This is a genomic window from Cyclobacterium xiamenense (assembly GCF_042140265.1).
In the GTDB taxonomy this organism is placed as follows: domain Bacteria; phylum Bacteroidota; class Bacteroidia; order Cytophagales; family Cyclobacteriaceae; genus Cyclobacterium; species Cyclobacterium xiamenense_A.
Window position 1 is genome coordinate 477,634 of sequence record NZ_CP159481.1, and the last position, 25,920, is coordinate 503,553.

The 25,920-nt window shown below is 50.4% G+C and carries 23 protein-coding genes; 4 read left to right on the forward strand and 19 right to left on the reverse strand.

Annotated elements, in window-relative coordinates; translation table 11 throughout:
* Positions 1-424: 424 nt before the first annotated feature.
* Both ABWH99_RS02035 and ABWH99_RS02040 read right to left on the reverse strand, forming a co-directional pair.
* Positions 425-1,246 carry an alpha/beta fold hydrolase gene (locus ABWH99_RS02035; protein WP_375584652.1) on the reverse strand — a complete coding sequence of 274 codons (822 nt, stop codon included), beginning with the start codon at positions 1,244-1,246 and terminating at the stop codon, positions 425-427.
* 44 nt (positions 1,247-1,290) lie between these two features.
* On the reverse strand, positions 1,291-2,529 hold the full coding sequence (locus tag ABWH99_RS02040) for an MFS transporter (protein ID WP_375584653.1): 1,239 nt from the start codon (positions 2,527-2,529) through the stop codon (positions 1,291-1,293).
* Between the two features lie 488 nt (positions 2,530-3,017).
* On the opposite strand from ABWH99_RS02040, the gene ABWH99_RS02045 reads away from it, so the two are divergent.
* Complete coding sequence (locus tag ABWH99_RS02045) at positions 3,018-4,256, forward strand: DEAD/DEAH box helicase (protein ID WP_375584654.1); 1,239 nt, start codon at positions 3,018-3,020, stop codon at positions 4,254-4,256.
* A 16-nt stretch (positions 4,257-4,272) separates the two neighbouring features.
* On the opposite strand, the gene ABWH99_RS02050 is transcribed toward ABWH99_RS02045, so the two are convergent.
* The 8 genes from ABWH99_RS02050 to ytxJ all read right to left on the reverse strand — a co-directional run bounded on the left by ABWH99_RS02050 (position 4,273) and on the right by ytxJ (position 11,584).
* Entirely contained in the window at positions 4,273-5,058 is a 786-nt protein-coding gene (locus tag ABWH99_RS02050) for a DUF5995 family protein (RefSeq protein WP_375584655.1), read from the reverse strand.
* Positions 5,059-5,123: 65 nt separating this feature from the next.
* The gene (locus tag ABWH99_RS02055) at positions 5,124-5,798 is read right to left on the reverse strand and encodes an ABC transporter ATP-binding protein (RefSeq protein WP_375584656.1); all 675 of its coding nucleotides are present in this window, start codon (positions 5,796-5,798) and stop codon (positions 5,124-5,126) included.
* Complete coding sequence (gene modB / locus ABWH99_RS02060; RefSeq protein ID WP_375584657.1) at positions 5,791-6,465, reverse strand: molybdate ABC transporter permease subunit; 675 nt, start codon at positions 6,463-6,465, stop codon at positions 5,791-5,793. Before modB ends, ABWH99_RS02055 begins: the two co-directional genes overlap by 8 nt.
* Positions 6,465-7,238 (reverse strand): molybdate ABC transporter substrate-binding protein, encoded by a 774-nt coding sequence (modA, locus tag ABWH99_RS02065; RefSeq protein WP_375584658.1) that lies wholly within the window; start codon positions 7,236-7,238, stop codon positions 6,465-6,467. The genes modB and modA overlap by 1 nt, the downstream gene beginning before the upstream one ends.
* On the reverse strand, positions 7,235-7,645 hold the full coding sequence (locus ABWH99_RS02070) for a molybdopterin-dependent oxidoreductase (RefSeq protein ID WP_375584659.1): 411 nt from the start codon (positions 7,643-7,645) through the stop codon (positions 7,235-7,237). Before ABWH99_RS02070 ends, modA begins: the two co-directional genes overlap by 4 nt.
* 225 nt (positions 7,646-7,870) lie before the next feature.
* Positions 7,871-8,209: a winged helix-turn-helix domain-containing protein gene (locus ABWH99_RS02075; RefSeq protein ID WP_375584660.1), complete on the reverse strand. Its 339-nt coding sequence runs from the start codon at positions 8,207-8,209 to the stop codon at positions 7,871-7,873.
* A 38-nt stretch (positions 8,210-8,247) separates the two neighbouring features.
* A complete protein-coding gene (locus tag ABWH99_RS02080) occupies positions 8,248-11,106 on the reverse strand; it encodes an outer membrane beta-barrel protein (RefSeq protein ID WP_375584661.1) in 2,859 nt (952 codons plus the stop codon).
* Positions 11,107-11,245: 139 nt separating this feature from the next.
* The gene (gene ytxJ, locus ABWH99_RS02085; RefSeq protein WP_375584662.1) at positions 11,246-11,584 is read right to left on the reverse strand and encodes a bacillithiol system redox-active protein YtxJ; all 339 of its coding nucleotides are present in this window, start codon (positions 11,582-11,584) and stop codon (positions 11,246-11,248) included.
* Positions 11,585-11,775: 191 nt separating this feature from the next.
* Between ytxJ and ABWH99_RS02090 the strand changes: the two genes are divergently transcribed.
* Positions 11,776-13,131: a DUF4403 family protein gene (locus ABWH99_RS02090; RefSeq protein ID WP_375586524.1), complete on the forward strand. Its 1,356-nt coding sequence runs from the start codon at positions 11,776-11,778 to the stop codon at positions 13,129-13,131.
* A gap of 1 nt (position 13,132) precedes the next feature.
* Here ABWH99_RS02090 and ABWH99_RS02095 read toward each other — a convergent pair whose 3' ends face one another.
* The 9 genes from ABWH99_RS02095 to ABWH99_RS02135 form a co-directional block, all read right to left on the reverse strand.
* Positions 13,133-13,807, reverse strand: a complete 675-nt coding sequence (locus ABWH99_RS02095; RefSeq protein WP_375584663.1) for an exonuclease domain-containing protein — start codon at positions 13,805-13,807, stop codon at positions 13,133-13,135.
* Between the two features lies 1 nt (position 13,808).
* Entirely contained in the window at positions 13,809-14,696 is an 888-nt protein-coding gene (locus tag ABWH99_RS02100; protein WP_375586525.1) for a DUF294 nucleotidyltransferase-like domain-containing protein, read from the reverse strand.
* 6 nt (positions 14,697-14,702) lie between these two features.
* Positions 14,703-15,755, reverse strand: a complete 1,053-nt coding sequence (locus tag ABWH99_RS02105; protein WP_375584664.1) for a CBS domain-containing protein — start codon at positions 15,753-15,755, stop codon at positions 14,703-14,705.
* An 85-nt stretch (positions 15,756-15,840) separates the two neighbouring features.
* Positions 15,841-17,739, reverse strand: a complete 1,899-nt coding sequence (acs, locus tag ABWH99_RS02110; protein ID WP_375584665.1) for an acetate--CoA ligase — start codon at positions 17,737-17,739, stop codon at positions 15,841-15,843.
* 89 nt (positions 17,740-17,828) lie between these two features.
* Complete coding sequence (locus ABWH99_RS02115; RefSeq protein WP_375584666.1) at positions 17,829-19,514, reverse strand: sodium:solute symporter family protein; 1,686 nt, start codon at positions 19,512-19,514, stop codon at positions 17,829-17,831.
* A gap of 24 nt (positions 19,515-19,538) precedes the next feature.
* The gene (locus tag ABWH99_RS02120; protein ID WP_375584667.1) at positions 19,539-19,802 is read right to left on the reverse strand and encodes a DUF4212 domain-containing protein; all 264 of its coding nucleotides are present in this window, start codon (positions 19,800-19,802) and stop codon (positions 19,539-19,541) included.
* A gap of 138 nt (positions 19,803-19,940) precedes the next feature.
* A complete protein-coding gene (locus ABWH99_RS02125) occupies positions 19,941-20,474 on the reverse strand; it encodes an AAA family ATPase (protein ID WP_375584668.1) in 534 nt (177 codons plus the stop codon).
* On the reverse strand, positions 20,467-21,090 hold the full coding sequence (gene pnuC, locus ABWH99_RS02130; RefSeq protein WP_375584669.1) for a nicotinamide riboside transporter PnuC: 624 nt from the start codon (positions 21,088-21,090) through the stop codon (positions 20,467-20,469). The genes ABWH99_RS02125 and pnuC overlap by 8 nt, the downstream gene beginning before the upstream one ends.
* A 90-nt stretch (positions 21,091-21,180) precedes the next feature.
* A complete protein-coding gene (locus ABWH99_RS02135) occupies positions 21,181-22,923 on the reverse strand; it encodes a GMC family oxidoreductase (protein WP_375584670.1) in 1,743 nt (580 codons plus the stop codon).
* Between the two features lie 324 nt (positions 22,924-23,247).
* Here ABWH99_RS02135 and ABWH99_RS02140 point away from each other — a divergent pair, with 324 nt between their 5' ends.
* Positions 23,248-24,963, forward strand: a complete 1,716-nt coding sequence (locus ABWH99_RS02140) for an IlvD/Edd family dehydratase (protein WP_375584671.1) — start codon at positions 23,248-23,250, stop codon at positions 24,961-24,963.
* A gap of 67 nt (positions 24,964-25,030) precedes the next feature.
* Positions 25,031-25,807 (forward strand): SDR family NAD(P)-dependent oxidoreductase, encoded by a 777-nt coding sequence (locus ABWH99_RS02145; protein WP_375586526.1) that lies wholly within the window; start codon positions 25,031-25,033, stop codon positions 25,805-25,807.
* Positions 25,808-25,920: the final 113 nt, after the last annotated feature.

Consider the following 25,920-nt stretch of genomic DNA (forward strand, 5'->3'; position numbering starts at 1 on the left):
GGGAAAATATCGAACCCTGTACTTAACTGATTCAGCTTGCCACCCAAAAAAATACGTAGAATTCACCCGTAGCGGTTCCTTTAAACCCGGATTGTACTTCAGGGTTCGTGACAGCCTGTCCCGGATATTTGGAAGTGCTTATAGCGCAAGTTAATCGGTCGCTTTGGAGACGGAGGCATGGCTGCCCCTGCAGTGAACACGAAAAGTCGAATAAAGCGGCTGATTTTGAAGCATTTTAAGTCCGAAGCAAAGGTGCTAATGCATAAGGTAAACAAAAAATAATACCCTGGGTCCCACCCAGCAGACATAGGGTTAGCGTTTTCTTTTTGAGAAGAATAGGCTGATGTAGCCTTGACAAAAATGAAATGCTCTCTTCTCCTTGAAGGGCAGCGCACTACTCTTTTATTTCACACGCTCTCAACTCCTATCCGATTACAAATCCGGCGACCATTTGGACCACTTCTTCGGAACGCAATCGGTGACCCAGACCACGAGTGGCGATTAGTTTTGCCTGCGGGTAGACCGCAGCCAGCTGCTCCGCATGGAAAAAAGGAATTCGATCGTCGTCCCGATCGTGGACGATTAACCCGGGCAGGGATAGCGTTTCCGATAGCCTTTCCAACGCGAAGGACTGCAACCCTTCCGGGGTGTTGGCTTCCATTTCCTTCATCATGCAGCCTACCGTATCCGGATGCAGGGAAAGGCTCTGGCTAAATACCCCAACCAAGGCATCAAGTGTAACCGGAGAGGCCAGAACAACCAACCGCTCAATTCGGGGAAGCGCATGTAGGGACCGCGCATACAAATAGGAATACCCACCCAGGGAATGACCGATCACCGCTTCTATCCCCGATACCGAGGTCATCACCCGGTGGATCAATGCGGCGTTTTCGGGTATGGTAAACTGCCTGCCACTGCTCAACCCGTGTCCGGGTGCATCGAACGCGAGCGCGCGAATACCTGAACCCTTCAGGGCCTCCACGTACGGTTGCCATCGGGCGGAATTACTTTGCCAGCCATGCAAAAAAAGTACGCTTTTCGGACCGCTTCCCCATTCATACAGACAAATCTTCTGCCCGTTGAAGTGTATTTTTTGCGGGTTTCCTGCCTGCAGAAACGCGCGCTCCGAACCGCTTAGGCGTCTTCGGATTGGCCGGCAAAATAGGTAAAAAGTCGTCCTTCCCGCTTGCTTTGACCAGAAGCGGGCGAGGGCGTTCAGCAAGTGTCCCAGCAATCGGTGCATCATCGTTCTAGCTTTGTAGGCCCAAAAAGCGAGCTGCGCTCCTCGGGCTATTTTTCTACGGTGGCGCCAGCCGGTACCTTTTCCAGCACCGCCTCCGTGTCCACTACCTGTATTCTTCGTATCAGCGGAATGCAGAGGAGACTTAGCAAAATGGCCAGGTAACCCACCCATTCAAAATTCATTAATCGTCCATCTGCTCCTTCCACCAACACCATGCCTGCTAAAAACGAAGCCAAGCCGGCACTCAATTGTTGTACGGCAGCATTAAAACTAAGAAAACTTCCTCGGTTTTCAGGTTTGGCGGTACCGGTAATGAGCGCAGCCGCTGGAACCATCCGGCCGTTTGAGGTGATGAAAAAAACCGTAGACACGAACAAGGCAAGAAATACGGGAGTAACTCCCAGGTGTGTTAGGATTCCGATCGGGATCACATTTAAGGTCATGAATACGGAGAAAACCCGGACCTTTCCGTATTTGTCCGTCAACCTACCCACCCAGGGAGAGGTAAACACCGTAAAAAAACCCCCGGCCATGTAAATATAGGTCAATTCCAATTCCGAAAAACCCACGTTGGATACCATAAAGGGACTCAAAAAAGGAATGATCATAAACTGGCCCAACATCATCAGCACGGTCAGAGAAATGGCGCGCATCTGATTGGCGTTGCCAGTAACCCTGCGAATCACTTGCTGGGGATTTGGCCGGCCTTCGCCTTGCTGCAACAGGTGGGCCGTGATGCTGGGTACGTACCGGTAAATCAACCAAAGTATCCCCACTGCCAATACCGCCAGAAAGAAAAATGGAGCGTGCCAGCTGGAAAGGCTGGCAATAAAAAGGCCAAAGGGAACTCCAAAAACGGATGCAACGGAAAAAGCCCCCATCACCAGTCCCATGGCCCTTCCCCGCCTACCGTCTGGAACCGCATCCCCGATCACGGCAAAAATCAATGCTGACGTAAGCCCACCAAACAATCCGGAAACAATTCGCGCGGCGAGTAGAAATCCATAATTGGGTGAAAGCGCGCAAGCCAGCGTCCCCATCAGAAAACCCACGAACACCCAGAGAAAAATACTTCGCCGATCGTACTTGTCCAAAATAAAGGCCCCAATGAAGCTACTGATGCCAGCGCTGAACGTATAGGAGGATACCAATAGGCCAAACTGCTGTGGAGAGATGGCAAAGACCCGCATAAGTTGGGGGCCCAGGGGCATCATGATCATAAAATCGACGATGTGGGTAAAATTGACCGCTGCCAGCGTCCATAGTAAAAGCCGCTCTTTTTTCATGCATTTAAGATACTTCCACTATAAACCCAGCCATGCCGGCAAAAGTTCTACCCCTTTTCCTGAGGACAGGACTGGGTTCCGGTTCTTTCCAGTCCAGGATAGCCTCCTTCTTTCAGCTAAGGGGTGAAACCTGCCGGGAATGAATGGAACCAAATGCCGAAAAACCTTCGTTTAAGGGGTATGGGTTAACCAGGAAAACAAATATTTCAGGTCGCTTCCCGCATTCCTTTCAATAAATCTCACTACCTTTAACCGGAATAAACGAAACGACTGCAAGAAACAGCTGTTGGATCGCGAAAAAAAGAGTTTTTCCGCACAGGCGAATTTTCCTTTTAAGCTGCCTCAGGATGGGGTAAAGGTGCAGGTCCCGCGGCTGGAAAAGGGTATCCATTGCCACCCGAAGGTACCAATTGCCACTCATTTCTCCACAAAAATTAATCAACCATTCAATTTAAGACCATTTTCGGTCATTCGAAACATACGATTACATGACATTTAAAGAATTACATTTAATAGAACCCTTACTGAAAGCGCTTCAGGAAAAAAATTATGTTGAGCCGACAGCCATCCAAAAAAAAGCCATTCCGCAGGTATTGGCCAAAAGAGACATTCTGGGTAGTGCGCAGACAGGTACCGGCAAAACCGCAGCTTTTGCCTTGCCAATCATTCAGCTCCTTCATACCGATTCTTCGGAAGAGAAAGGCCGCGTCCGTATCAAATCACTCATCGTTACCCCTACGCGGGAACTGGCCATACAAATCCACGAAAACCTTGAGTTTTATGGGAAATATACCCGACTAAAGCATGCGGTTATTTTCGGGGGTGTAAAACAAGGATCGCAGGTAAGCGCCCTGAACCGGGGCGTAGACGTGCTGGTCGCCACGCCTGGAAGGCTTCTGGACCTGATCAATCAAGGGTACATCAAACTGGATCAAATCAAGATTTTTGTTCTGGACGAAGCCGACCGCATGTTGGACATGGGCTTTATCAATGATATCAAAAAGCTGCTGAAATTGCTGCCTTCGAAAAGACAATCCCTCTTTTTCTCGGCCACCATGCCCGACAATATCGTAGGCCTCGCCAATGAAATACTAACCGATCCAATCAAAATTGAGGTGAGTCCCGTCTCTTCGGCCGCCGAAACCCTGCAACAAAAGGTATATTATACCAACAAGTCCACCAAAAAAGACTTGCTTTTCCATATTCTGAAAGACAAAAAAATTGACCAGGTCCTCCTTTTCTCACGAACCAAACACGGGGCGGATAAAATAACGAAAAACCTAAAAGGGGCCGGCATAGAGGCGGCTGCCATTCACGGCAATAAAGCGCAAAACCACCGGCAAAAAGTGCTCAACCAATTCAAAGATGGGTCCATTCGCGTACTCGTGGCCACCGACATTGCCGCACGGGGCATCGATATCGACAAGCTCCAGTACGTTATCAATTACGATATTCCCGAAGATCCGGAAACCTATGTTCACCGGATCGGGAGATCTGGAAGAGCCGGGGAATCCGGTACAGCCATTTCCCTGTGCGAGCCGGAAGAAAACGGAGACGTACGCGCCATTGAAAACCTAATCCGGCAGAAAATTGATGTGGCAGACAACAATCCTTTTCCCCAAACCGACAAACCCATGACGGCCCAGGAAAAGAAAGAACACAACAAGGAAAAGCAACGAAAGAAGCAAGCCTTCTTTGCAAACCGCAAAAACTCCAGATCCCGATAGAAAAGAAATGAGCTGCTTACAGGTAACGGATTACCTGGTGCGCCCGTTTTACCACCAATGCTTCCTGTTCCTGTTGAATACGCTTCCGCTGTTCCTCGGAAGAACTTTCCAAAAGCTGTAGGTTTACCTGCCAAACATCGTTCCTCCAAGAACTGATGAGCTTCGAAAGCAACCACTCGTCCAGCCGGCCCATAAGCACATCCAACGCTTCCATGGACCAGGAGGAAGGATTAACGATGCTTTCCTGGACCGTGTCAACCGTCCGGGCAATGATCTCGTTTACCCATTCATGGTCAGCGCGTAGTAATTCCTTCTCTTTTTCAGGCAATTGCGCCCAACCCTCCCTCAGGCAATCGTAAAGCGCCAGGGGTAGGTCGTAGTTGATATGCGCATTTACCCCTAGTAACAAATGCTGGGTGACGTTGATTTCGGAGCGCAAACAGGCGTCGTGAACCTGCCGCCACACCAGCGGCGAGCGCTCAGGATCCCGATCGTAGCAGTCCAGGGCATCGAAATAATATTCTGAAAACCGAAGCAACAAGCTGGAAACCCAGTTGGCATTGGCAAACTGCCCTTTGTCAATGGCTTCGTGCATGGCCTGACTCATCAACGCATAACAGCCAAGGAAAACGTGCCGTTGGTCACCGACACCTTTCCAGCCATTCACGCGTTCGTTCATGCGTTGCAATAAGGACGAGACTTCTTTCATGGATACCTGATAACTAGGGATACGAATGTTCCAGAACAGGAGGCGAAATGCCGCCAGTTGTTCCTGTTTTGGATTTCCGTTGAGAAATTTCAAAGTAAAATACCAAATTTGCTCAATAATTAATAAATACAAAGCAGGTAAAAAAAATTGACGAAAACTTACCGGGAAAAAAATTGCTCAGGCGGACCGTCAAAACTAAAGGTTCCATGCTCCATTACCAGAACCCGCTGGGCCATGCGGCCGATTTCCGAAGCATCGTGACTCACCAGTAGCGTGGTCAGCCCGTACGCCTGGTGAAACCGCATCAGGTATTCTTGCAAATTTCCGCGCATCTTCATGTCCAGGGCCGAAAAGGGTTCGTCCAACAACAGCAACCCGGGCTTGCGCACCATTGCCCGGGCCAGGGCTACCCTTTGCTTCTGCCCACCCGAAAGCGTGATCGGTTTTTTATCGGCCAGATTCGCTAGCTCCACTTGCTCCAGCAGCTCATCGACAATCGCTGCCTGCTGCCCCTTTTCCAAGGCAAACTCCAGATTTTGCCGGACGGTCATGTTTGGAAAAAGCGAATGCTCCTGAAATACCATGCCTATATTTCGTTTGTTGGGTCTCAGGTTTATTTGTTGCTCGCTGGAAAACCATACCTCACCAGCTACTTTCAATTGGCCTGCTTCCGGTTTCATCAATCCCGAAATCATACGCAATACACTCGACTTTCCCACGCCCGAGGGGCCGTACAGCCCCACAAATGCTCCTTTTTCGAGGTGACAGGAAACCCGCAGGGTAAGTCTACCCTCCGGACCAAACAGGGATTTTTCCAGGTGCATATCAATCATAGGACAACATGCTGTTTTTGTCGTGATTGATCCAATAAGTGCCTAGCAAAACCAGAAACGAAAATCCGATCAGTAGCAAACTGTAGGTGTTGGCCTGAGCGTAGTTCATCGCTTCCACCTCGTTGTAAATGGCGACCGAAATCACCCGCGTTTCCTGAGGAATATTTCCCCCTACCATTAGTACTACCCCGAACTCTCCGACCGTATGCGCAAAGGACAATACAGCAGCCGTAAGCAAGGCACTTTTCATGTTGGGGAGCATCACACGTGTCAGGGTTACCCACCGCCCCTTTCCCAGGGTTTGTGTGGTATCAATCCAGGCCCTGGGAATGCCGGCAAATCCCGAACGCAAGGGCTGCACCATAAAGGGAAGGCTGTAAATCACCGAGGCGAGAACAAGGCCTGGAAAGGTGAATACCAGGCGAAGGTCCAGGTAGCGATCCAGAAAACTTCCCAGGGAGTTTTCCGGACTCAGAAAAACCAGGAGATAAAAGCCCAAAACCGTTGGAGGTAACACCAGCGGTAAACTGACCACGGCTTCCACGGCGTACTTGATCCGAAGCCTGCTATAGGCAAGCCAATAGGCCAGAGGAATCCCGATCAAAAACAATAACAAGGTGGTGAACAGGGCGAGCCGGAGGGTTAGAACAAAAGGGCCAAAATCCATCAATCGGTGGGTTGAGAAAAACCAAACTCTCGAAAAATGGCAATGGCCTTTTCGGTCTGTAAATAGGCCATAAACGCAGCCGCGATGTCGCTATCCGCCCCATAGCGGGTGATAACTGCCCCCTGAATCAATGGGGAATGGCTTTCCTCCGGAATCAGGTAGTGTGACCTGTTGAATTTTTTCATAGCAGGAGCAACTGCCAGAGATAAGGCGATCAGCCCCAAATCAGCAGCGCCCGAAGACGCAAACTGAGCGGCCTGGGAAATGTTTTCACCCAAAACCATTTTATCTCGAAGGTCGCCGTACAACTGATAGTAGGTAAGGGTTTCCACCGCGCGTTTGCCGTAGGGTGCGTGATCGGGGTTGGCAATGGCAATCTTCTTTACCCAGTCTTGCTTAAATGCATCCATACCCAATCGGTCCAGATCCCGCCGCTTGCTCCATAGTACCAACCTGCCCACCCCATACCGGTAAATTGCGGAAGCGGCAAAACCATTCTCAGCCAATAATTCGGGGTACCGGATATCCGCCGACATGTATAGATGAAACGGAGCTCCGTTGGAAACCTGCTCGTATAATTTGCCCGAAGAGCCATAAATGGGTTCAATGGATGCGGAATGTTCGCTCGAATACGCGGCTATAAGGGAGTCAAGCGCAAACTTCAGATCAGAGGCTGCAGCCACCAGGATGGGTTTCTCCCGCTGCGCCCAGGATTGGGACATCCCTGAGAGGCTAAAAACAACAACAAAAAGGGCTACTTTTCCGGATTTCATTCCTTTGCTATTTTCACTTCGATATCGGTAACCTCTCGCACCCACCTCGCCTGTCGCTTGTCCTGCGGGACCACCAGGCGAAAGGGGCCTACACCCGGCCCAAGAGGTTCTCCATTGGATAGAAACGCCAGCAACACGACCTGATCGGTGAGTGCTGGATCAATTTCCGCCAAAGAAAAAACGACCCGGTACCCATCCCGGGCACGGACGACCAGGTACTGAGCCATATTCTGCCCCCGAAGCGCCTCACCCAAGGGCGCCCCTGCCTCTTTGAGCACAGCGGATAAATTCACCCCCTTGTACCGGACCTTTTCTCCACCCTTGCCCAATACCTCTACTTCCCGAACGCCCGTCTGCCTCACTGCATCCATGGTCAACTCGATCGGTTGGGGCAAAAGACCATGCAAACGAAGGGATGGATGATCAGACTTCTGGGCCAATGCTGGCCTGAAAGCGCTCAAAAATACACAGAGTAAAAAACAGAGGGGAGCAAAACGAGGCTTCATCGAATACAGTACGAGTAACAAGGATCGATATATGCATAAATATATATCGAAATTTGCCTAAAAGCAAAAAATCACCTGCCGGATGCCGGGCCGATATTTTTCCATTTTGGAAGATCGACCCGCGGTTCAGAGGGAATCCACCCACCCGGACTCCTCCCTGCTGATTTTCTTCAACTTTTCGGAGAGGGCTTTAAACCGTCGGATAAGTAGGAGGGCATGGTCGGTAAGTTCTGCTCCACCGCCTTTTTCGCCCCCTTTCTTTAGGCGTACGAAGGGCTCGCTCCCCCGGCTGTTCAGGTCATTGACCATGTCCCAAGCCTTTTTATAGGACATGCCCATTTGCCTGGCTGCTTTGGAAAGCGAGCCCTCCGATTGGATGCGTTCGAGTAATTCTACCCGGCCCGGTCCGAAAAATTTCTCTCCTCCAATGGTAATCCAGCACCTGAGCCTGATTTCCTTCGTCATCGCATTTTCGTATTGGTCTTGACCAATATACGGATAATTTACCAGCTTCGGGCACCTCTTCCACCCGAATACCCTCCCGGTCGCTGCTCCTGGTCTGGCAAATCGGACTTTTTGAAGTTACCGATAATATAGGTAAAAGAGATCATGCCGTACCGGGTGAGTACGTTTGAGAAAGTATCGGTAACCGCCACATCGGAAATACTTCTGGAGATGCTATTGTTTTGTTTCAATAGGTCAAAGACATACACTTTTAACTCTCCCTTATTGTTTTTAAGAAATCGGTAGCCTGCTTCGATGTTCCATAACCAAACGGACTGGTCCAGCCCTTCTGAAAGGCCTCGGTACAACATGTTGTTGACGTTATTGGCGATAAAGGTCTTTCCGTCATTCGGGGAGTAATAAAACCGGAGGTTACTGCTTTGAATGTAATAGTTATTGTCCAGATTGCTTTGCAAGCTGCTGTTCACAATGGTATAAGTACCGGTAGTGGACAGGGTGAAATCCACATCCTTGCTGATATTACTGGCAAATGTGACGCCTTGCCGAATGTCGATATTCTCGTTGGTATTGGTCTGTCCGTTGATAATTCCCGGCGTACGTCCGTAGCTAAGACCTGGATTCAGGTTCACCTTGGTCTTCCATTTCGGGATGCTGGTGCCGTAGCTTAGGAATAGCCGGGCATTCATTTGCCCGTTTAGATTGACCGGGCTGGTGATTTGCCCGCCCCGCCTGAGCAGGACCTCGTTATTGATCAGGGTATCCTGAGGAGCTACGAAGGTACTCGTGCCGATAAAATTGCTGTTGAAATTCGTGAACAAAAACGCAAAAAACGTTTTATTCGTCTCCATATTAAACCGAGACATGTTCACGAACATGGAGTGATTGTAGCTTTGTCCAAGGGAAGGGTTGCCCACCGAAAGGTTCAACGGATTGCTGTTGTTGATCACGTTTTGCAGCTGGTTGACACTGGGCTCATCGGTACGGGTACGGTAACGAAACCGATAGCTGGTACCTCCCTCGGTACGGTAATTCATGGTAACCGTAGGCATGAGGTTTTTAAAATCCCGATAAAAGGTGCCCACCGTTGGAAACTCACTCTGATTGTCCAATACTGCATACTGGTAGTCCAGGTTCATGTTGATATTCAGTCCCTTGTTGTTGTACCGATATCCCAATCCAGCTCGTTGGGTAAGGAATTTATTGTCAAATTCGTTACTCAAAGCCGTGTCCAGGACCATTATGCCCTGCTCGTTGGCTAACTGAAAGGTTTTTTGATCGGCAGCGCTTTTGTTATTACCGATCTGATAGGAAAGGGTCGCGACGGATCGCTCACTAATGGGTTCGGTGTAGGTGAAATTTGTCCGGTAGTTGAAGCCATCCGAAAGTGCGGTGGTTTCCTGAACCAGCGTATCGAATGCATTTCGCACATAGTCCTTATTGGACGAAATCAGGTCGGTCAGTTGGTCCCGTTGATTCCAGGAAGTAAATAAATCAGCAGAAAACGTTCTGCCCACTTTGTCAAACTTATACCGATAGGTTAGGTTGTTGGAAATGGAGTAGCCCTGAGTTTCGTTTTCCGTTAGATTTCGCGTATCGCTCAGGGAGTCCAGGGACTGGTCCAGATTCAAACCTTCCAGGTTGCTGTACCGAAAATTGTCCTGAAAATTGATGCTGGGGCTGATGATCAACGCATTCTTTTCGTTGATATCGTACTCCATCCGCGCATTCATCCGATGGTTGTTATTGGTAATTGTACTGATCTGACTTTCCTGATACACTTGCCGTTGGTCCTCGGTGATGACGGTTTCCCGATTGGTATTTTCAAAGACGGTATTGTCGGTGGCATTAAAAAAGTAGCTTCCGGTAAAATTAATCTTCTCGCCCCACTTGTCGCTGTAATTTACGCCCAGGGAATTGGTCGTGATAATCCCGTTATTCGCAGGCACGCCAAAACTATTGCCTCCTCCACCGGGACCGCCTCTTCGACCGCCCCTGCGTCCGCCACCCCCCAGGCCTCCACTTACCCCGAGTAGATCGTCAGAGGCAAAGTTTTGCTGATTGACATTGTTTGACATGCCGATGATGGAGATTCGTCGGTTTCCGTTAAAAAAATTGATGTTTCCCCCCACCGAATAGGTATTATCCGTACCATAGCCTCCGTACACCCGGCCGAAATAGCTATTCCGCATATTGCCTTTGGTAATGATATTGATAGTCTTCGCATAATTCCCATCGTCCAGGCCGGTAAGGCGGGATTGATCGGAGCGCTGATCCAGAACCTCCACGCTGGAAATGGCATCTGCCGGTAAATTCCTGAGGGCGATAGAGGGATCACTTCCGAAGAACTCTCTTCCGTCTACCAGTATTTTCTGAACTTGTTCGCCTTGTGCCTGCACCTGTCCATTTTCTATGGTGACGCCCGGTAACTTACCAATAAGATCCTCCGCCATGGCATTTTCCTTCGTTTTGAACGCACTCGCATTGAAAACTGCCGTATCTCCTTTCATTTCGCCCACGCTGGTTTGGCCTTCAATCACGACTTCTCCCAGGAGCTGACTGTCCTCCCGGATGGCGATCACACCCAAATCAAGGGGCATGCCTCGGGAAAATTCCCGGGTCACTTTCTCAAAGCCTACATAAGATACTTCCAATTTGAATACCGGCAAACGCGGGTAGGGGATACTGAAATTTCCATCAGGACCGGTAGTGGTGGAATTGATCAGGCTATCGCCCTGCGTTCTAAGCACCACATTGGCGCCAATCATGGGGTCCTGGCTGGCCTGCTCGACAATCTTGCCGCGTATCTGTGGGGGACTGGGTCGATCCTGCCGGGCCTGAAGGGTACTTCCCATCAAGGAGATGGCCAGGAAAAAGAAAATAAGCGTAAAAATCCTCATCGTGTTCGTTTGTTAACTTGTGTGAGGATTAGACTGCAAAAGTGCATTCCGGTTTAACGGCAGGGAAAAAAAAGTATAAAGGGAAAAATTCAGGATTCAATGGCGGATAACCGGGACGAATGCGATCCCGTACCGAAACTTAGCTCTCTACGGAAACAATTTCCCGGTAATTGATACCCATATGACTGTTGTTATAAACGGCCTTCCCATCTCGAATGACAATCACCTGGGGAGAAGCATGGGCTACCGCAAACTCCTCTGCAATGGCGTTGGAAATTTCTCTATGCGCAATCAAATCCAGAAAATAGGGGGACAAACGCTCGCTGTCTTCTGCTTTCCAACTGCGTTCCATTCTGTTCCAGGCCATGCTACTGATCGAGCATCGGGTGGAATGTTTGAAAATCACCACCGGTTTCTCCTTGCTTTCTTCCTTTAATTGCTCTATTTGAGATAAACTCGCTAATTTTTTCCAGCTCATATACCGTGATTTGTTTCGAATTTTATAACCGATTTTGCTGGCTTTAAAGTTCAACCGCTGCACAAAATTTTGGAATAGTCCTATATTTGTGCCGGCTACGTAATTTTTTATTACCTGAGGTCAACCGATTTATTCAATTTCTGCGTTCTACTGCCATGAGCTGTCACCGAAACCGTTACTTTCTTTTTTTGATGCTGCTGCTTTCAGGAGTAGCCTGCCGCAGCCTTCAGGTAGACAATCCGGCGCCCCCTCCTCCGCTTCCCGAGGCCACCGCGAGGATAAACCTTCAGCTTCACATTCCTCTCGGATCCATTGCCAATCGGATCAATCGCGAGTTGAACCAGGAGCTGATGGACGAAAAGGACCTTTCGTTGGGAAACGGACTGGTAGCCGATGTCCACCTCGAAAAAACCGGAAACCTGTCTCTGTTTGCGACCGAACAAGGGAAGCTTCAATTGGGCATGCCCTTGACAGCCGATGGAACCCTCCGGCTCGAAAAGCGCATCTTCGGTCAGCGCATCGCGACGGCCCTGCCTTTCGAACAGGCATTGTCTCCTGAGATTGATTTTCTTCCCGTGTTACAAAAAGATTGGAGTTTTGATATCCAGGATCTGGAAATTCGCTCATTCGGAAAACCGCTTTCTTTAGATGTGCTGGGACTACAATTCGATTTTGAACCCTTGGTCAAGCGTCAGATGGTCGCCATCATGGAAAATCAATTACGAAGCGGCGCGCTGGCCGCCTTGGATTTTCGACGCCTCGCGGAAACCTTTTGGGATAGCTTCGGAAAGCCCCGCTACATTGCCAACGGACTGTCGGGAAACTACGTGTTTCCTCGTCCCGAGCGCTTGCGTATGCACCAGGAACTCACCCCGGACCAGGAACTTCAACTGGGTATCGGCCTTACCGCAGAAATGGTCAGCCAGAAAGACCGACCGCTGGCAACCGAGCTGTCGCCGCTCCCAGCACTGACTCTGGGCCAGGTACAGGGCAACGACCTGGAAATTACCCTGCCAATATCGCTGAGCTTCGATGAGATTGCCAGGCAGCTGAATGAATCCCTGGCAGACAGCAGCATCGCTTTGAACAGCAAAACCCGTATGCGGCCCGGAACAATCTCCGTGGGACACCTTGGAGAGCGTCTTTTGTTTTCCATGGATTTCGTTGGCTTGCGGGAAGGTAAGAAAGACCTGAACGGGCTATTTTACCTGGCAGGTAAACCCGTTTTTGATGCGCAAAAGCAACGCATTCTCTTTACAAACATCGAATTTAAGGTGAAAACCAAAAATATGTTAACCAATACCGTTAACTGGTCCAAACGGAGAAAAATACGTAAAAATCTGGAAAAGCGGGCCATTTTTCCCATGCAGCAGTACCTGAAGGAGGCAGAAACGCTACTGGCTCAATTCGGGGAATGGCAAATTCCTGTAGCCCGGGTACGGCTGCAAGATCCCCAAATCGGTATTTCTGGAATTTATCCTACCCGTAGCGATTTGGTGATTCATGTTCGCGCGAGTGGACAGCTGGACGCACAGTTTCTTGACTAACTCAGCCCATCAATTCTCCGTAGCTCCGAATGCCCTTTACTGCCGCCAGTTTCAATAGTTTGATCAGCAATTGAGCCGTTAAAAAAGCGTCCCCGGCAGCTGTATGCCGGTCATCCAGCCCAATTCCGTATCGTTCGCAAAGCCGATCCAGTGAATAATCGCGACCGGAGATGGCCCGGGGATCGTAATACCTGCCTAGGTCCAGGCGGACGGCCAGATCGTAGGTGTCAAGCCCGGGATTTTTTATTTTCCCCAAGCCCAGGGATCTGCCCGCTTTTTCAAGCATAGCCAGGTCAAAACCGAGGTGGTGACCCACAAGAACCTTGTTGGCGGCATCTTCAAGAAATGACCGAACCAATACCTCCCGGCTTACGAAAGGACGTTCCTGTACGAGGCCATGAACTTTAATCGCCTCCCGGTTCCGAAACTTGGGTTTGAGGTAAAATTCCCTGGAAGTAGCAATCCGGATTCGGTTGTGGACTACCTGGACGGCCCCGTAGGAAAGAATCTGGTCCTTTTTGGTATCCAAACCGGTTGTTTCCGTATCCAACACCAAAAATGCCACTTCAGACAGGGGCTTGCTCTTTGCAATTTTTCGTTCCAGCGATTTCTCGTAGGTCCGGATATACTCCGGCTTAGGCAGGGGGGAGGAACCAAACAGCGCTTTCCAATTCATATCAGCTGCCAAAATAATCCAGTTGAAAGCGAACCTTCAATATTTTCTGGATTTCATCGATGGGAAAAAACGCGTTTTTCAACAATTGCCGCTGCAATTTTCCCAGACGGTCCGGTAGAATAAACCGTCCGGAAGATTCGGAGGCCAACCCTTCCAGAGCCCGGATACGCATAAAAATCTCGTACGCTTTCCCTGCATCGCGAAACAGGGATGCCTGATTGGGCTCCAGTTCGGCCAGTTTTTCGTACCGTTTGAAGGTGTTGTTGATGCCCACTACCCGGTGGCTTAGCGCCAACACCCGGGCAGCATCAGCCAAAGGCATCATCGCCCGTAGTTTGATATCGAATTTCTCGGCATGTTTGCCCGACTTCTCTACCAGAAAATTCCTGAAAAAACCCAGGGGCGGCGGATTTAGCAAGGCATTCTTTGCCAAAAAATTGAGAAAAACCTTCCCTTGTTCGATTTCCTCGTATACGTGTTGGGTCAATGCATCCGCCAGCGCCTGTTTGCCAGCAGCGGAACGAAAATCAAAAAAAATGCTGGCCATCATCAGGGATTGCGGATCGGGCTCGCGTATCCACTCGCTAAAATACCGTTTCCATTGGGCGAGCGGCTGACACCATTGCGGGTTCGTGGCCATCATTTCCGCGGGGCAGGAATGGAAGCCACAAGAAAACAGCACCTCCATCACCTCGCGCGCCAGAAGTTGCATAAACGTTTCCGCCTGTTCCCGCAGCTGTTCGGGCACGTCCTGGTAAACCAAAGCATTGTCCAGATCCGTTCTTAGGAGTTGTTCGCCCCTGCCTTCGGAACCCAATACCAAAAAGGAGAATTCCAGGTCCCGAACTTCTGGAAATCCCGGCTCCAGTTTGATTTTGGCGATTTCGATGGCTTTTCAAATGATCGTATCGTTGATTTCTGTCAGAATTCCGGCGATAAAATCGATTGCCAATTCGTTATCCAGGTAGTAGCGGAGCATTTCTTCCGCCTGGTTTCTGAGCTTGGCCAAGTCGTGCACGTCCCTGCTTTCCTGTAAGGCTTTGATCAACACGGCGGGACTATTTCCCTGGGATAGCAGTATGTCGTGGTCTGATATAATTCCCTGTACCGCAGAATCCGGGCTTCCGTCCTCGGTAAATACCAAATGGTGCAGGCGGTGTTTGATCATGGTGAGGTACACCTGGGAAAATTCCAGGTCCCTTTTGGCAGTAATCACGGGATGGCTCATGATCTGCTCTACCGGCGTTTCGTAGGACAGCCCCCTGGCGATGAGGCGATTTCTAAGGTCCTTGTCCGTAATGATTCCCCGGGGGTGCCGGTCTTGGTCTACTACCAATATGGAGCCTACTTTGGCCCGGGCCATTTCTGCCACCGCCGCCGCAACCGTCGATTCCAACGGACAATGAATCACCGGCTCGGAGTAGCGAATGGTCCGTTGCCCGGAAAACAACATCAGCCCATTTTCGTTTCGCTTCGTTCCGAAAAGTGCCTTGACTTTCTGTTCCTGCGACAGACCGGTACGTACCACCACCTGACCGGCAGCAAACCCTGCAGCAAAGTAAAGGCTGACCTGACTGTTTTCGTTTAGGATGGTTTCAAAAACCCCAACCGGTACCGCGATCACCAAACTGGGTTCATTGGCTCTTGCATTAAGTATATAGGGCCGTTTTCCCAGTAGTGCCAACACACCAAAGACGTCGCCTTCGTCGCAGAATTCCACGGTCTCTTCCATTTCTTCCCCCTGGTCCGTCAATTTGATCGCCCCCTCCTTGACCACAAAAAAATAACTCTTGGCGGGATCACCTTTTTGAAACAGCAACTCATCCGTTTCAAAGTACAGCACATCCACCTCTCGGGCGACCTGCCCGAGCAATTCTTCCGAAAGAAAACTAAAAGGCGGGTAATTCTTTAGGAAATCGATGATCCGGTTGACGATGACATTGGCCATGAAACGGGTTGCTAAGAAGTAGAGGAAGGCGCACGGATTGTTCCGTGCACAGAATCAACGACGAGTGTCAGAAATGAAAATGAATTTACTCAATTCGACCTTCGATGATCCGATCGACTACTTCCGGATCCAAGAGGGTAGAGGTATCTCCCAGGTTGTCCATACTGCCTTCGGCTACTTTTCTAAGGATACGCCGCATGATTTTGCCCGAGCGGGTTTTGGGAAGACCCGGAACGATCTGAATTTTATCTGGTTTTGCGATGGGCCCGATAATTTTTGTCACCGTGTCCTTGATTTCGTTCACCAAATTTTGCTCCGTACGGTTCGTCATATCACAGATTACGTAGGCATAGATTCCCTGTCCTTTGACCTGATGGGGATAGCCTACCACTGCGGACTCGACTACCAATGGGTGTTCATTTATTGCATTTTCTACTTCAGCGGTACCCATTCGGTGACCGGAAACGTTGATCACATCATCGACCCTACCGAGTATGCGGTAGTACCCGTCGTGATCTCGTTTTACCCCGTCCCCGGTAAAATACATGCCTTTATACGCCGAAAAATAGGTTTGCTTGCACCGTTCGTGATCTCCATACGTCGTGCGAATCATTCCGGGCCAGGGAAATTTCACGCAGAGATTTCCCTCCACCGAATTTCCGGTCAGTTCTTTTCCTTCAGGATCCATGATTGCCAGTTGTATCCCCGGAAGGGGCAAGGTGGCGTACGCGGGCTTTGTGGGAGTTATCCCGGCCAAAGGGGACACCATGATGCCTCCGGTTTCGGTCTGCCACCAGGTATCCACTATCGGGCACTTGGTTTTTCCAATATGGGTATGGTACCAGTGCCAAGCCTCCTCGTTGATGGGTTCTCCGACGGAGCCAAGTACTTTCAATGATTCCAGCGAGTAAGGAGCAATGGGCTCCGTACCGTAGGCCTGCAGCGCACGAATGGCAGTTGGTGCGGTATAAAATTGATTGACCTTGTATTTATCAACGATGGCCCAAAACCGTCCGGCATCCGGATACGTGGGGACGCCCTCAAACATGATGGAAGTAGCTCCGGACAACAAGGGTCCGTAAACAATGTACGAATGGCCGGTAATCCATCCAATATCGGCCGTACACCAGTAGACATCTCCCGGATTGTATTGGAAAACGTTTTCAAACGTATACTTGGCATAGACCATGTAGCCACCGCAGGTATGTACCACCCCCTTGGGCTTGCCGGTGGAGCCGGAAGTATACAGGATAAACAGGGTGTCCTCGCTGTCGGTTTCCACGGCCTGGTGCTCGGTAGACACACCGGCAATGGCTTCGTGCCACCAAAAGTCCCGGCCCTCCTTCATGGTGACCTCCTGCCGGGTACGTTGGTAAACGATCACCGTCTCTACGGAAGCGGTATTTTCCAAGGCTTCGTCGACTACCGCTTTCACTGGAATTTTTCTCTTGCCCCGAAAATTACCATCCGAGGTAAGGACTACTTTTGCCTCGCAGTCATTGATCCGGTCGGAAAGCGCATTGCTGGAAAATCCTGCAAACACCACGGAGTGAATGGCTCCCACCCGGGCACAGGCCAGCATGGCCACTGCCGCCTCAGGCACCATGGGCATGTAAATGATTACCTTATCGCCTTTTTGCACGCCTTTTTCATGGAGTACGTTCGAAAACCGGCATACTTCTGCATGCAGTTGCCGGTAGGTAAGCGTCCGGCCTTCTTCACCCGGTTCGTTGGGCTCCCAGACTATGGCCGGGCGATCGCCAATTGTATACAGGTGCCTTTCCAGGATGTTTTCCGTGATATTTAATTTCCCATTCAGGAACCATTTCACATCCGGTCCCTCAAAATTCCAGTCCACTACTTTGTCCCAGCGTTTTCTCCAATGAAACGAATCCGCTACTCGGGCCCAGAAGTTTTCCGGATCCGCTACGCTTTTCTGGTATTCGTGAAAATAGCCGCTCAAGGTATGAATTCTATCACTCATCGTCTGATATTTTAGGTTTTGATTATGCTATAAACTTATGGTAATGCAATCATTTTTTCTTCCAATAGCCCCGGTATGGATCATCAAGATCAATGATCATGGGCCTTTCCTGCTCCCCTTGGAACACGAATATCCTGAATCATCTCCTGCACATCTTCTGGGGGCGGCGCGGTAAATTTGGACACCAGAAAACAGGACACAAAATTTATCAGCATCCCAACCGTGCCGATGCCCTCCGGAGAAATGCCAAACCACCAGTTTTCCGGCACATTGGCTTCCGGACTAATAAACTTGAAATACACGATGTACGCCATGGTAAAGATCAAACCGGTCACCATTCCCGCGATGGCGCCTTCCTTGTTCATTCGGGTAGAGAAAATCCCCATGATAATCACCGGAAAAAACGAAGCGGCTGCCAGCCCAAAAGCAAACGCCACCACTTCTGCGACAAATCCGGGAGGATTGATGCCGAAATAGCCGGCAATTACCACCGCCACTGCAGCAGATAAGCGGGCGATGATCAATTCCGTTTTTTCCGTCATCTGAGGTACGAAGGTGCGGAAAAGATCCCGAGATACGGAGGTAGAAATAACCAGAAGCAGTCCTGCTGCCGTGGACAAGGCAGCAGCCATCCCGCCAGCAGCTACCAGGCCCACTACCCAATTGGGCAATTCGGCGATTTCCGGGGCTGCCAAAACCATGATGTCTTTGTCTACCGTGAGTTCATTGGTTTCCGGGTCGGCCAGGTATTGTACTACCCCGTCTTGATTCGCGTCATCCACGACGATAAGATTGGTCTTTTGCCAGTTTTCCACCCAGTCCGGCAATTGGTCCACCGGCTGTCCGGCTACCGTATCGATGGCATTATATATCCCAAAGGCCGCCACAGCTGGGGCCGTCGTGTAGAGAATGGCAATGAAAACCAAGGCGTAGCCTGCCGATAGCCGGGCGTCCTTTACTCGGGGTACAGTGAAAAACCGCACGATGACGTGCGGCAAGCCGGCCGTGCCCACCATTAGCGCAAGCGTAATCGCGAATATATCGGTCACCGACTTTCTGCCCGCCGTGTACTGGTGAAAACCCAAATCCACCAAAATGCCGTCCAATTTATCCAGCAGGTAGCTGCCGTCCTGCACCGTTCCTCCCAAGCCTAGCTGCGGTACGGGATTTCCCGTAAGTTGTATGGAAATAAAAATCGCGGGAACCATAAAGGCAAAAATCAACACGCAATATTGCGCGACCTGGGTATAGGTAATGCCTTTCATGCCACCCAATACCGCATAAAAAAACACGATGGTCATGCCGATAATCACGCCCTTTTCGATGTCGACCTCCAGGTACCTGGAAAATACGATGCCTACCCCCCGCATCTGCCCTGCAACATAGGTAAATGAGATGAACAAAGCACAAAACACGGCCACCACACGGGCTTTGTTGCTGTAATACCGATCACCTACAAAGTCGGGAACCGTGAATTTCCCAAATTTCCGCAGGTAGGGAGCCAGCAAAAGGGCCAACAAAACGTAACCCCCGGTCCAGCCCATTAAGTACACCGAACCGTCGTAACCCGAGAAGGCAATGATGCCCGCCATCGAAATAAAGGATGCCGCCGACATCCAGTCGGCCGCGGTGGCCATGCCATTGGCCAAGGGTGATACACCTCCTCCTGCGGTATAAAATTCTTTTGTAGAGCCTGCGCGGGTATAAATGGCAATGCCGATGTACAGGGCAAAAGACAGGCCTACCAAAATGTAGGTCCAGGTTAAAATATCCATAGCTGGGATCGTAGGTTTACAGGGTTATTTTTCGTTGACATCAAATTCTTCGTCCAATTTGTTCATGCGGTATACATAAACGAAAATTATAATTACAAAGGTAAATATGGAACCCTGCTGGGCAAACCAAAACCCCAGTTTGTAGCCACCCATCCGTACGGCATTCAAGGGCTCGGCCAGAAGGATACCAAAACCAAAAGAAACGACAAACCAAATCGAAAGCAGTATCAGTACCGTTCGAATGTTGCGTTTCCAGTACTTTTTCATTTGTTCGTTGTGGGCAGGCATGTAGCGGTATGTTTGGTTTATTGTTAGAGAATAATCCTGAAAATATTCAAAAATTCCGTAACCAACAGCATGATTCGGGGAATCCCTGCAAATTATCCCAGATTCGGCGAAAGAACAAGATAATTGGTCTTCCCTTTACTATCGATGGGGGCTTCTCCCGAGTTTTGCTCGAATGGCCTGAACGGCCGCCTCCAGGCGGACGGTCGGCGTCCCGGATATTTTTACCCAGGAAACCCCCGAAGCCGCCAGCTCCCGTTCGTATTGTTCGAGGAAGTACTTTCGAAGGATCGGATCGGGATGTTCCCGTAACGGATCCTCCTGCCAGGGAATATCGATATCGGTGAGCAGGTACAGGTCATAGGCTCTTTCTTCGATTTGTTCCTGTATCCAGGGGTGGGTTTTCCCGTATTTGTAGTCACTCCAGATTCTGATGACCCGCAAATCGGTGTCGCAGAACAACAGCTCGTCTGCCTTAGCCACCTGCTGGTCTTCCGATGCCAGCTGGCCCCGGGCAATTTGCAACAGGTCTTCGTAGGTATAGGGCTGATGGAGCTGCTGTAGGTATTCCCGTGCATATTCCGGCACCCAAGGCGCTCTGAAATGGGCAGCAAGTGCGGCACTAAGCGAACTTTTGCCGGTAGATTCGGGACCAATGATTACCACTTTATCCATCGGTCGCTGCATATTTTCGGGCCGCCTGGATCCAGGCGATCAGGCCCAGCACCGCCAAAACCGTAAAAACCAAAAACTGAAACGAGGTCAATATCAGCCCCTTGTAAAAATACAACGGAACGGATACCAAATCGGTTAGGATCCATGCAATCCAGTTCTCCACTTTTTTTCGGGCCATGAGCCACATGCCTACAAAGGCAGTCGCCGTGGTAAACGAATCCCAATACGGTACGTCACTGTCGGTATAAAAACGCAACAGAATATATAGCAAGGTATAGGCCACCACGAACAAAGCCAGGGCTTCCAGTACTTCCCTTCCCTGCATCCAGGTCACGGGTACTGCCTTCTTTCCAGGCCTGGGGTGGGTCCAAACGTACCAGCCAAAAATAGACATGGAGAAATAATACGCGTTGATTCCCATGTCGGCGTACAAGCCCACCTTCAAGCATATCCAGACGTAGATAAGGGTGCTGATAATCCCCGTGGGAAACACCCGTATGTTTTCCCGCATGGAATAGTACACCGAGGCCAGACCGAAGAAAACGGCGGTCGCTTCCAGCCAACTCATTTCCTGCAGACCCTCCGTCAGTCCATTTGCGATGTATTGCCAGTTCACGGGGCGAAATTGGGATAAATACCTAACATAAAAAAGTCAGAAAGTCCGCATGGGTGCAGACTTTCTGATTTTAACGGACCGCAGGTCGTTTTACCCAATATTCTTCTTTTTCAACTGATCGATTATGTATTCGGACGTACGAATGGAGAGTGCCATGATGGTCCAGGTAGGATTTTTGTCTGCCTGGGATACAAAAGGACCGGCATCGACCACAAACAGGTTTTTGCATTCGTGGGCCTGGGAATAAGGATTCAACACGGACGTTTTGGGATCTTTCCCCATGCGGGTGGTACCTACCTCGTGGATGATTCTCCCTGGCGCAGCCAGACCGTACTGCGTTTCTGCCCCAGGCTTTTTACCCATCACCTGTGCCCCCATGGCATCAAAAATTTCTTCAAAGGTCTCCTGCATGTGCCGAGCTTGCCGAACTTCGTAGTCGGTCCATTTGTAATGGAAACGCAACACCGGAATCCCGTATTTATCCACGGTTTGCGGGTCTATCTCGCAGTAATTGTCGTATTGCGGTACGCTCTCTCCCCTACCGGCGATGCCAACCGTGGCTCCGTAAACACTGCGAATGTCTTTTTTCAATCCTTCTCCGTAGCCTCCATTCGGCCGGGGTTTTCCAAATTCGTCTTTGAGGTAGCTTCGCATGGAATCCATACCAAAGCCGAAACCATAATTCGGCATGCGCATGCCTCCACCAAATTCCAGGTGGTAGCCTCTGGGAAAGTCTAATTTTTTGTTATCCAGCCACCAGGGGGTGTACACGTGCATCGAGCCCACGCCATCTTCGTTGTATTTGTCCCTGCCCAAAAATTCCGGCATTAAGGCGGAGCGGCTCGCGCCCGTGGAATCGTGCAAATACCTCCCTAGGGTTCCACTGCTGTTGGAAATTCCATTGGGATGCTGAGTGGAGCTGGAGTTCATCATGATCCGGGCGGTCTCGCAGGCAGACGCACCCAAAACCACCACCCGCGCCTTTAGCTTGTACTCCTGCATGTCTACCTTGCTAACGTAGGAAATCCCGGTCGCCTCTCCTTTTTCATCGGTGGTTACCTTACGGACCATGGCGTAGGTATACAAATCCACCTTTCCCTTTTTGATGGCCGGTTTTACCAAAACCGTTCCGGCAGAAAAATCCCCGTATACCTGACAGGCGCGGTTGCATTGGGCACAGAAAAAACAGGCTCCGCGTTCGTTATTTACGGGACGCGTCAAGACAGAAATACGAGAGGGGATGACGGGCAGGTTGATCTTTTTACCTCCCTTCATGAATGCCAACTCGTGAAGTCGGGGCTTGGGCGGGGGAAGAAAAAACCCATCGGGCTCATTCCGAATTCCCTCTTTGGTACCAAAAACACCCACAATTTGGTCGACCCGGTCGTAATAAGGTTTTACATCTTCGTAGCCAATGGGCCAATCATCACCGAGCCCGTCTATACTTTTTCTCTTGAAATCATCCGGGCCGAAACGCAAGGAAATCCTACCCCAGTGATTCGTTCGACCCCCCACCATTCGCGAACGGAACCAATCAAATTGGGTACCATCCTTGCGGGTGTAGGGTTCTCCCTCTATTTCCCATCCACCGTAAGCGGCATCGAAATCGCCAAATGCACGCACCGTGTTTGCCCCCCGACGGGGAGACTCCCAGGGCCAACGGAGTTGGGTACGGTATTCTTCCAGCGCGGGATCAAAATCACTTCCCGCTTCCACCACGGCTACACTCAACCCCGACTCCGAAAGGATCTTACTGGCCATGCCTCCTCCCGCTCCGGAACCCACGATGATGACATCGTAGGTATCCATGGATGCTTTTATTTCAAAACTCATTGGTTATCGATTTGATGTTTGTGACTAATTGACTGCCTAAAATAGGAGATAATCCCTAAAGTTCCATCATTTCAATTCAGAATCATTTGTTGCTCCTCAGAAATCCGCTGGATCAACGGAAAAGCCTGACAGCTGAAAAGCTCTCTTTCTGCCGGATTGCGGGATTTGCCATTTCTGATGATAACTCCCGGGGGAAGGCAAGGGTTTTTGAATCGGAATATTTTATTTTGACCAAACATTTACTAATCTTATACTTTGAAAGAAAAAAAAGTACTAGCTGCCTCCGGCAGGCATTTCATCCAACTTGACAATACAAACCTAACAATGAAGAAAACGGAACGGCGAAGCCAGGGCTGGTTTGGGAAAACCGGCAAAGACGGCCTGATTTACAGGTCCTGGTTTAAAAAACAGGGGATTCCCACCCACGAACTGGGTGGAAAACCCATCATCGGCATTTGCAACACCTGGTCGGAATTAACGCCCTGTAATTCTCACTTCCGGGAACTGGCAGAGTTTGTCAAAAAAGGAGTGCTGGAAGCGGGAGGATATCCGGTAGAATTTCCGGTGATGTCGCTCGGGGAAACGCTCATGAAACCAACCGCCATGCTGTACCGCAACCTTGCCAGCATGGACACAGAAGAGTCGATCCGCGCCAATCCATTGGACGGCGTGGTGCTGCTCTGCGGCTGCGACAAAACCACCCCCTCCCTGGTGATGGGCGCTGCCAGCGTCAACCTACCCACCATCGTGGTATCGGGCGGACCCATGCTCACCGGCAGGTACCGGGGCACAGAAGTAAGCACCAGCGATATCTGGCGTTTTAGCGAAGAAGCCCGCTCGGGCAAAATGACTCAGGAAGACTTATATGTAGCGGAATCCGCGCTGTGTCGCAGCGATGGCCATTGTGGGGTCATGGGTACTGCCTCCACCATGGCTTGCATGGTGGAATCTCTTGGTCTCTCCCTGCCGGGCAATGCGGCGATTCCCGCACCGGATACCGGACGAAAAGTACTGGCGCATCTTTCCGGCATGGAAATCGTAAAGATGGTGGAAAACGATCTGAAACTTTCGGACATCCTTACCCGCGAAGCGTTTGAAAACGCAATCATGGTAAATGCGGCCATCGGTGGTTCCACGAATTTTGTGATCCACCTGCTAGCCATTGCGGGCAGAATGGGTATCCCGCTTACCCTGGAGGATTTTGATACCTTTTCATCCAACATACCACTGCTGGCAAACCTTCAGCCCTCAGGTAGCTACTTCATGGAGGATTTTTACTATGCCGGAGGGCTGCCGCCGGTCATACGGCAGCTAAAGGATCGATTGAATAACCAGGCCATCACCGTCACCGGGCAGGAAATCGGCAAAATCAACGAGCGTTTCGAAAACTATAACGACAAGGTAATTGCCTCGATCGATCGCCCCTTTAACGCGTTGTCCGGAATCGTGGTCCTCAAGGGAAACCTTTGCGAGACCGGAGCCATTATCAAGCCCTCAGCAGCCAGTCCGGAATTGATGAAGCATACGGGGAAGGCGGTGGTCTTTGAAGACATAGACGATTACAAAAACAAAATTGACGACCCCGACCTGGAAATAGACGAGCATTCCATCATGGTTCTGAAGAATGTGGGGCCCAAAGGCTACCCCGGAATGCCGGAAGTAGGAAATATGGGCTTGCCACCAAAAGTGCTGGCAAAAGGCATCAAGGACATGATTCGCATTTCGGACGGCCGAATGAGCGGCACCGGTTTCGGTACCGTGGTCCTACACGCCACACCCGAAGCCGCAGAAGGTGGCAACTTTGCCGTTGTAAAAACGGGTGATTTGATCGAATTGGATGTGGAACAGCGAAAACTGAACCTACTCGTTTCTGAGGAGGAGCTTGCGAAACGAAAAGCAGCCTGGCAAAAGCCCGCGGCAATGACCGAAAGGGGTTATGTCAGTCTGTATGTCAAACACGTGGAACAAGCCAATCTGGGGGCCGATCTGGATTTTCTAAAGGGAAATTCCGGAAGTGAAGTCACCAAAGATTCTCACTAAATCCCATGCATGCGTTCGGGAAGGACCCACCGGTCCTCCCAAACGCGTGCTTGATTCCAAACACACCATGAATACGCAAAACCAACCCGATCCGCAGGTGGCGCTGATCACCGGAGCAGGCACCGGCATCGGGTTCGAAATATGCCGCCTGCTTGCTTCCCGGAGAGTGTACGTGATGCTCAACGACCTGGATCCCCTACTCACCGAGAAAGCAACCCAAACGATCAACGCATCCCACCCAGGCTTTTGCAAAGGATGCCCGGGAGATGCGGGAGACACCGGTTTTATTAGCCAAATGGTCCGGGAAACGGTAAAAGCATTTGGTTCCCTGGACCTGGTTGTGGCCAACGCAGGCATCACCTTATTCGGAGAATTCCTCAGCTACAAGGAAGCGGATTTTCACAAGGTCATGCAACTCAACCTGGCCGGAAGCTTTTTCCTGGCCCAGCAGGCATCCCGGCAAATGATCGCACAAAAAAGAGGAGGCAGTTTGTTGTTTATGTCTTCGGTAACCGGCCACCAGGCACACAAAAACCTGGCCGCCTATGGCATGAGCAAAGCCGCCCTCGAAATGTTGGCAAAGACCCTGGTATTGGAACTATCTCCGTTCAAAATCAATGTAAATGCGGTCGCTCCCGGGGCAACGATTACCGAGCGTACGGCCCAGGAGGCCAGCTATTCGGAAACCTGGTCCCGCATTACCCCGATGGGGAGACCGGCCCGTCCTCAGGATATTGCGGAGGCAGTCGCTTTTCTGCTATCTCCCCAGGCACGTCACATTACCGGTCAAAGTCTGGTAATTGACGGGGGGTGGACCGCCACCAGTCCGTCTCCATATACCTAATTCGTTCTTTCACGCAATTTTTTGGGGCAAATTCGAGGAAATCCGGCTAGAAAAACATGTTTTTTGATGATTTCAGGTAAGTTTGTGAAAACGAAGCGAGAAGCACCGGATAC

Excerpts from the sequence above, each read along its gene's own strand:
- ytxJ (WP_375584662.1), bottom strand. The coding sequence starts at position 11,584 with ATGAGCTGGAAAAAATTAGCGAGTTTATCTCAAATAGAGCAATTAAAG.
- ABWH99_RS02140 (WP_375584671.1), top strand. The coding sequence starts at position 23,248 with ATGAAGAAAACGGAACGGCGAAGCCAGGGCTGGTTTGGGAAAACCGGC.
- ABWH99_RS02105 (WP_375584664.1), bottom strand. The coding sequence starts at position 15,755 with ATGGCCAATGTCATCGTCAACCGGATCATCGATTTCCTAAAGAATTAC.
- modA (WP_375584658.1), bottom strand. The coding sequence starts at position 7,238 with ATGAAATCCGGAAAAGTAGCCCTTTTTGTTGTTGTTTTTAGCCTCTCA.
- ABWH99_RS02135 (WP_375584670.1), bottom strand. The coding sequence starts at position 22,923 with ATGAGTTTTGAAATAAAAGCATCCATGGATACCTACGATGTCATCATC.
- ABWH99_RS02055 (WP_375584656.1), bottom strand. The coding sequence starts at position 5,798 with ATGATTGATATGCACCTGGAAAAATCCCTGTTTGGTCCGGAGGGTAGA.
- acs (WP_375584665.1), bottom strand. The coding sequence starts at position 17,739 with ATGAGTGATAGAATTCATACCTTGAGCGGCTATTTTCACGAATACCAG.
- ABWH99_RS02040 (WP_375584653.1), bottom strand. The coding sequence starts at position 2,529 with ATGAAAAAAGAGCGGCTTTTACTATGGACGCTGGCAGCGGTCAATTTT.
- modB (WP_375584657.1), bottom strand. The coding sequence starts at position 6,465 with ATGGATTTTGGCCCTTTTGTTCTAACCCTCCGGCTCGCCCTGTTCACC.
- ABWH99_RS02090 (WP_375586524.1), top strand. The coding sequence starts at position 11,776 with ATGCTGCTGCTTTCAGGAGTAGCCTGCCGCAGCCTTCAGGTAGACAAT.
- ABWH99_RS02035 (WP_375584652.1), bottom strand. The coding sequence starts at position 1,246 with ATGATGCACCGATTGCTGGGACACTTGCTGAACGCCCTCGCCCGCTTC.
- ABWH99_RS02120 (WP_375584667.1), bottom strand. The coding sequence starts at position 19,802 with ATGCCTGCCCACAACGAACAAATGAAAAAGTACTGGAAACGCAACATT.
- ABWH99_RS02125 (WP_375584668.1), bottom strand. The coding sequence starts at position 20,474 with ATGGATAAAGTGGTAATCATTGGTCCCGAATCTACCGGCAAAAGTTCG.
- ABWH99_RS02080 (WP_375584661.1), bottom strand. The coding sequence starts at position 11,106 with ATGAGGATTTTTACGCTTATTTTCTTTTTCCTGGCCATCTCCTTGATG.
- ABWH99_RS02045 (WP_375584654.1), top strand. The coding sequence starts at position 3,018 with ATGACATTTAAAGAATTACATTTAATAGAACCCTTACTGAAAGCGCTT.
- ABWH99_RS02115 (WP_375584666.1), bottom strand. The coding sequence starts at position 19,514 with ATGGATATTTTAACCTGGACCTACATTTTGGTAGGCCTGTCTTTTGCC.
- ABWH99_RS02095 (WP_375584663.1), bottom strand. The coding sequence starts at position 13,807 with ATGAATTGGAAAGCGCTGTTTGGTTCCTCCCCCCTGCCTAAGCCGGAG.
- ABWH99_RS02145 (WP_375586526.1), top strand. The coding sequence starts at position 25,031 with ATGAATACGCAAAACCAACCCGATCCGCAGGTGGCGCTGATCACCGGA.
- ABWH99_RS02075 (WP_375584660.1), bottom strand. The coding sequence starts at position 8,209 with ATGACGAAGGAAATCAGGCTCAGGTGCTGGATTACCATTGGAGGAGAG.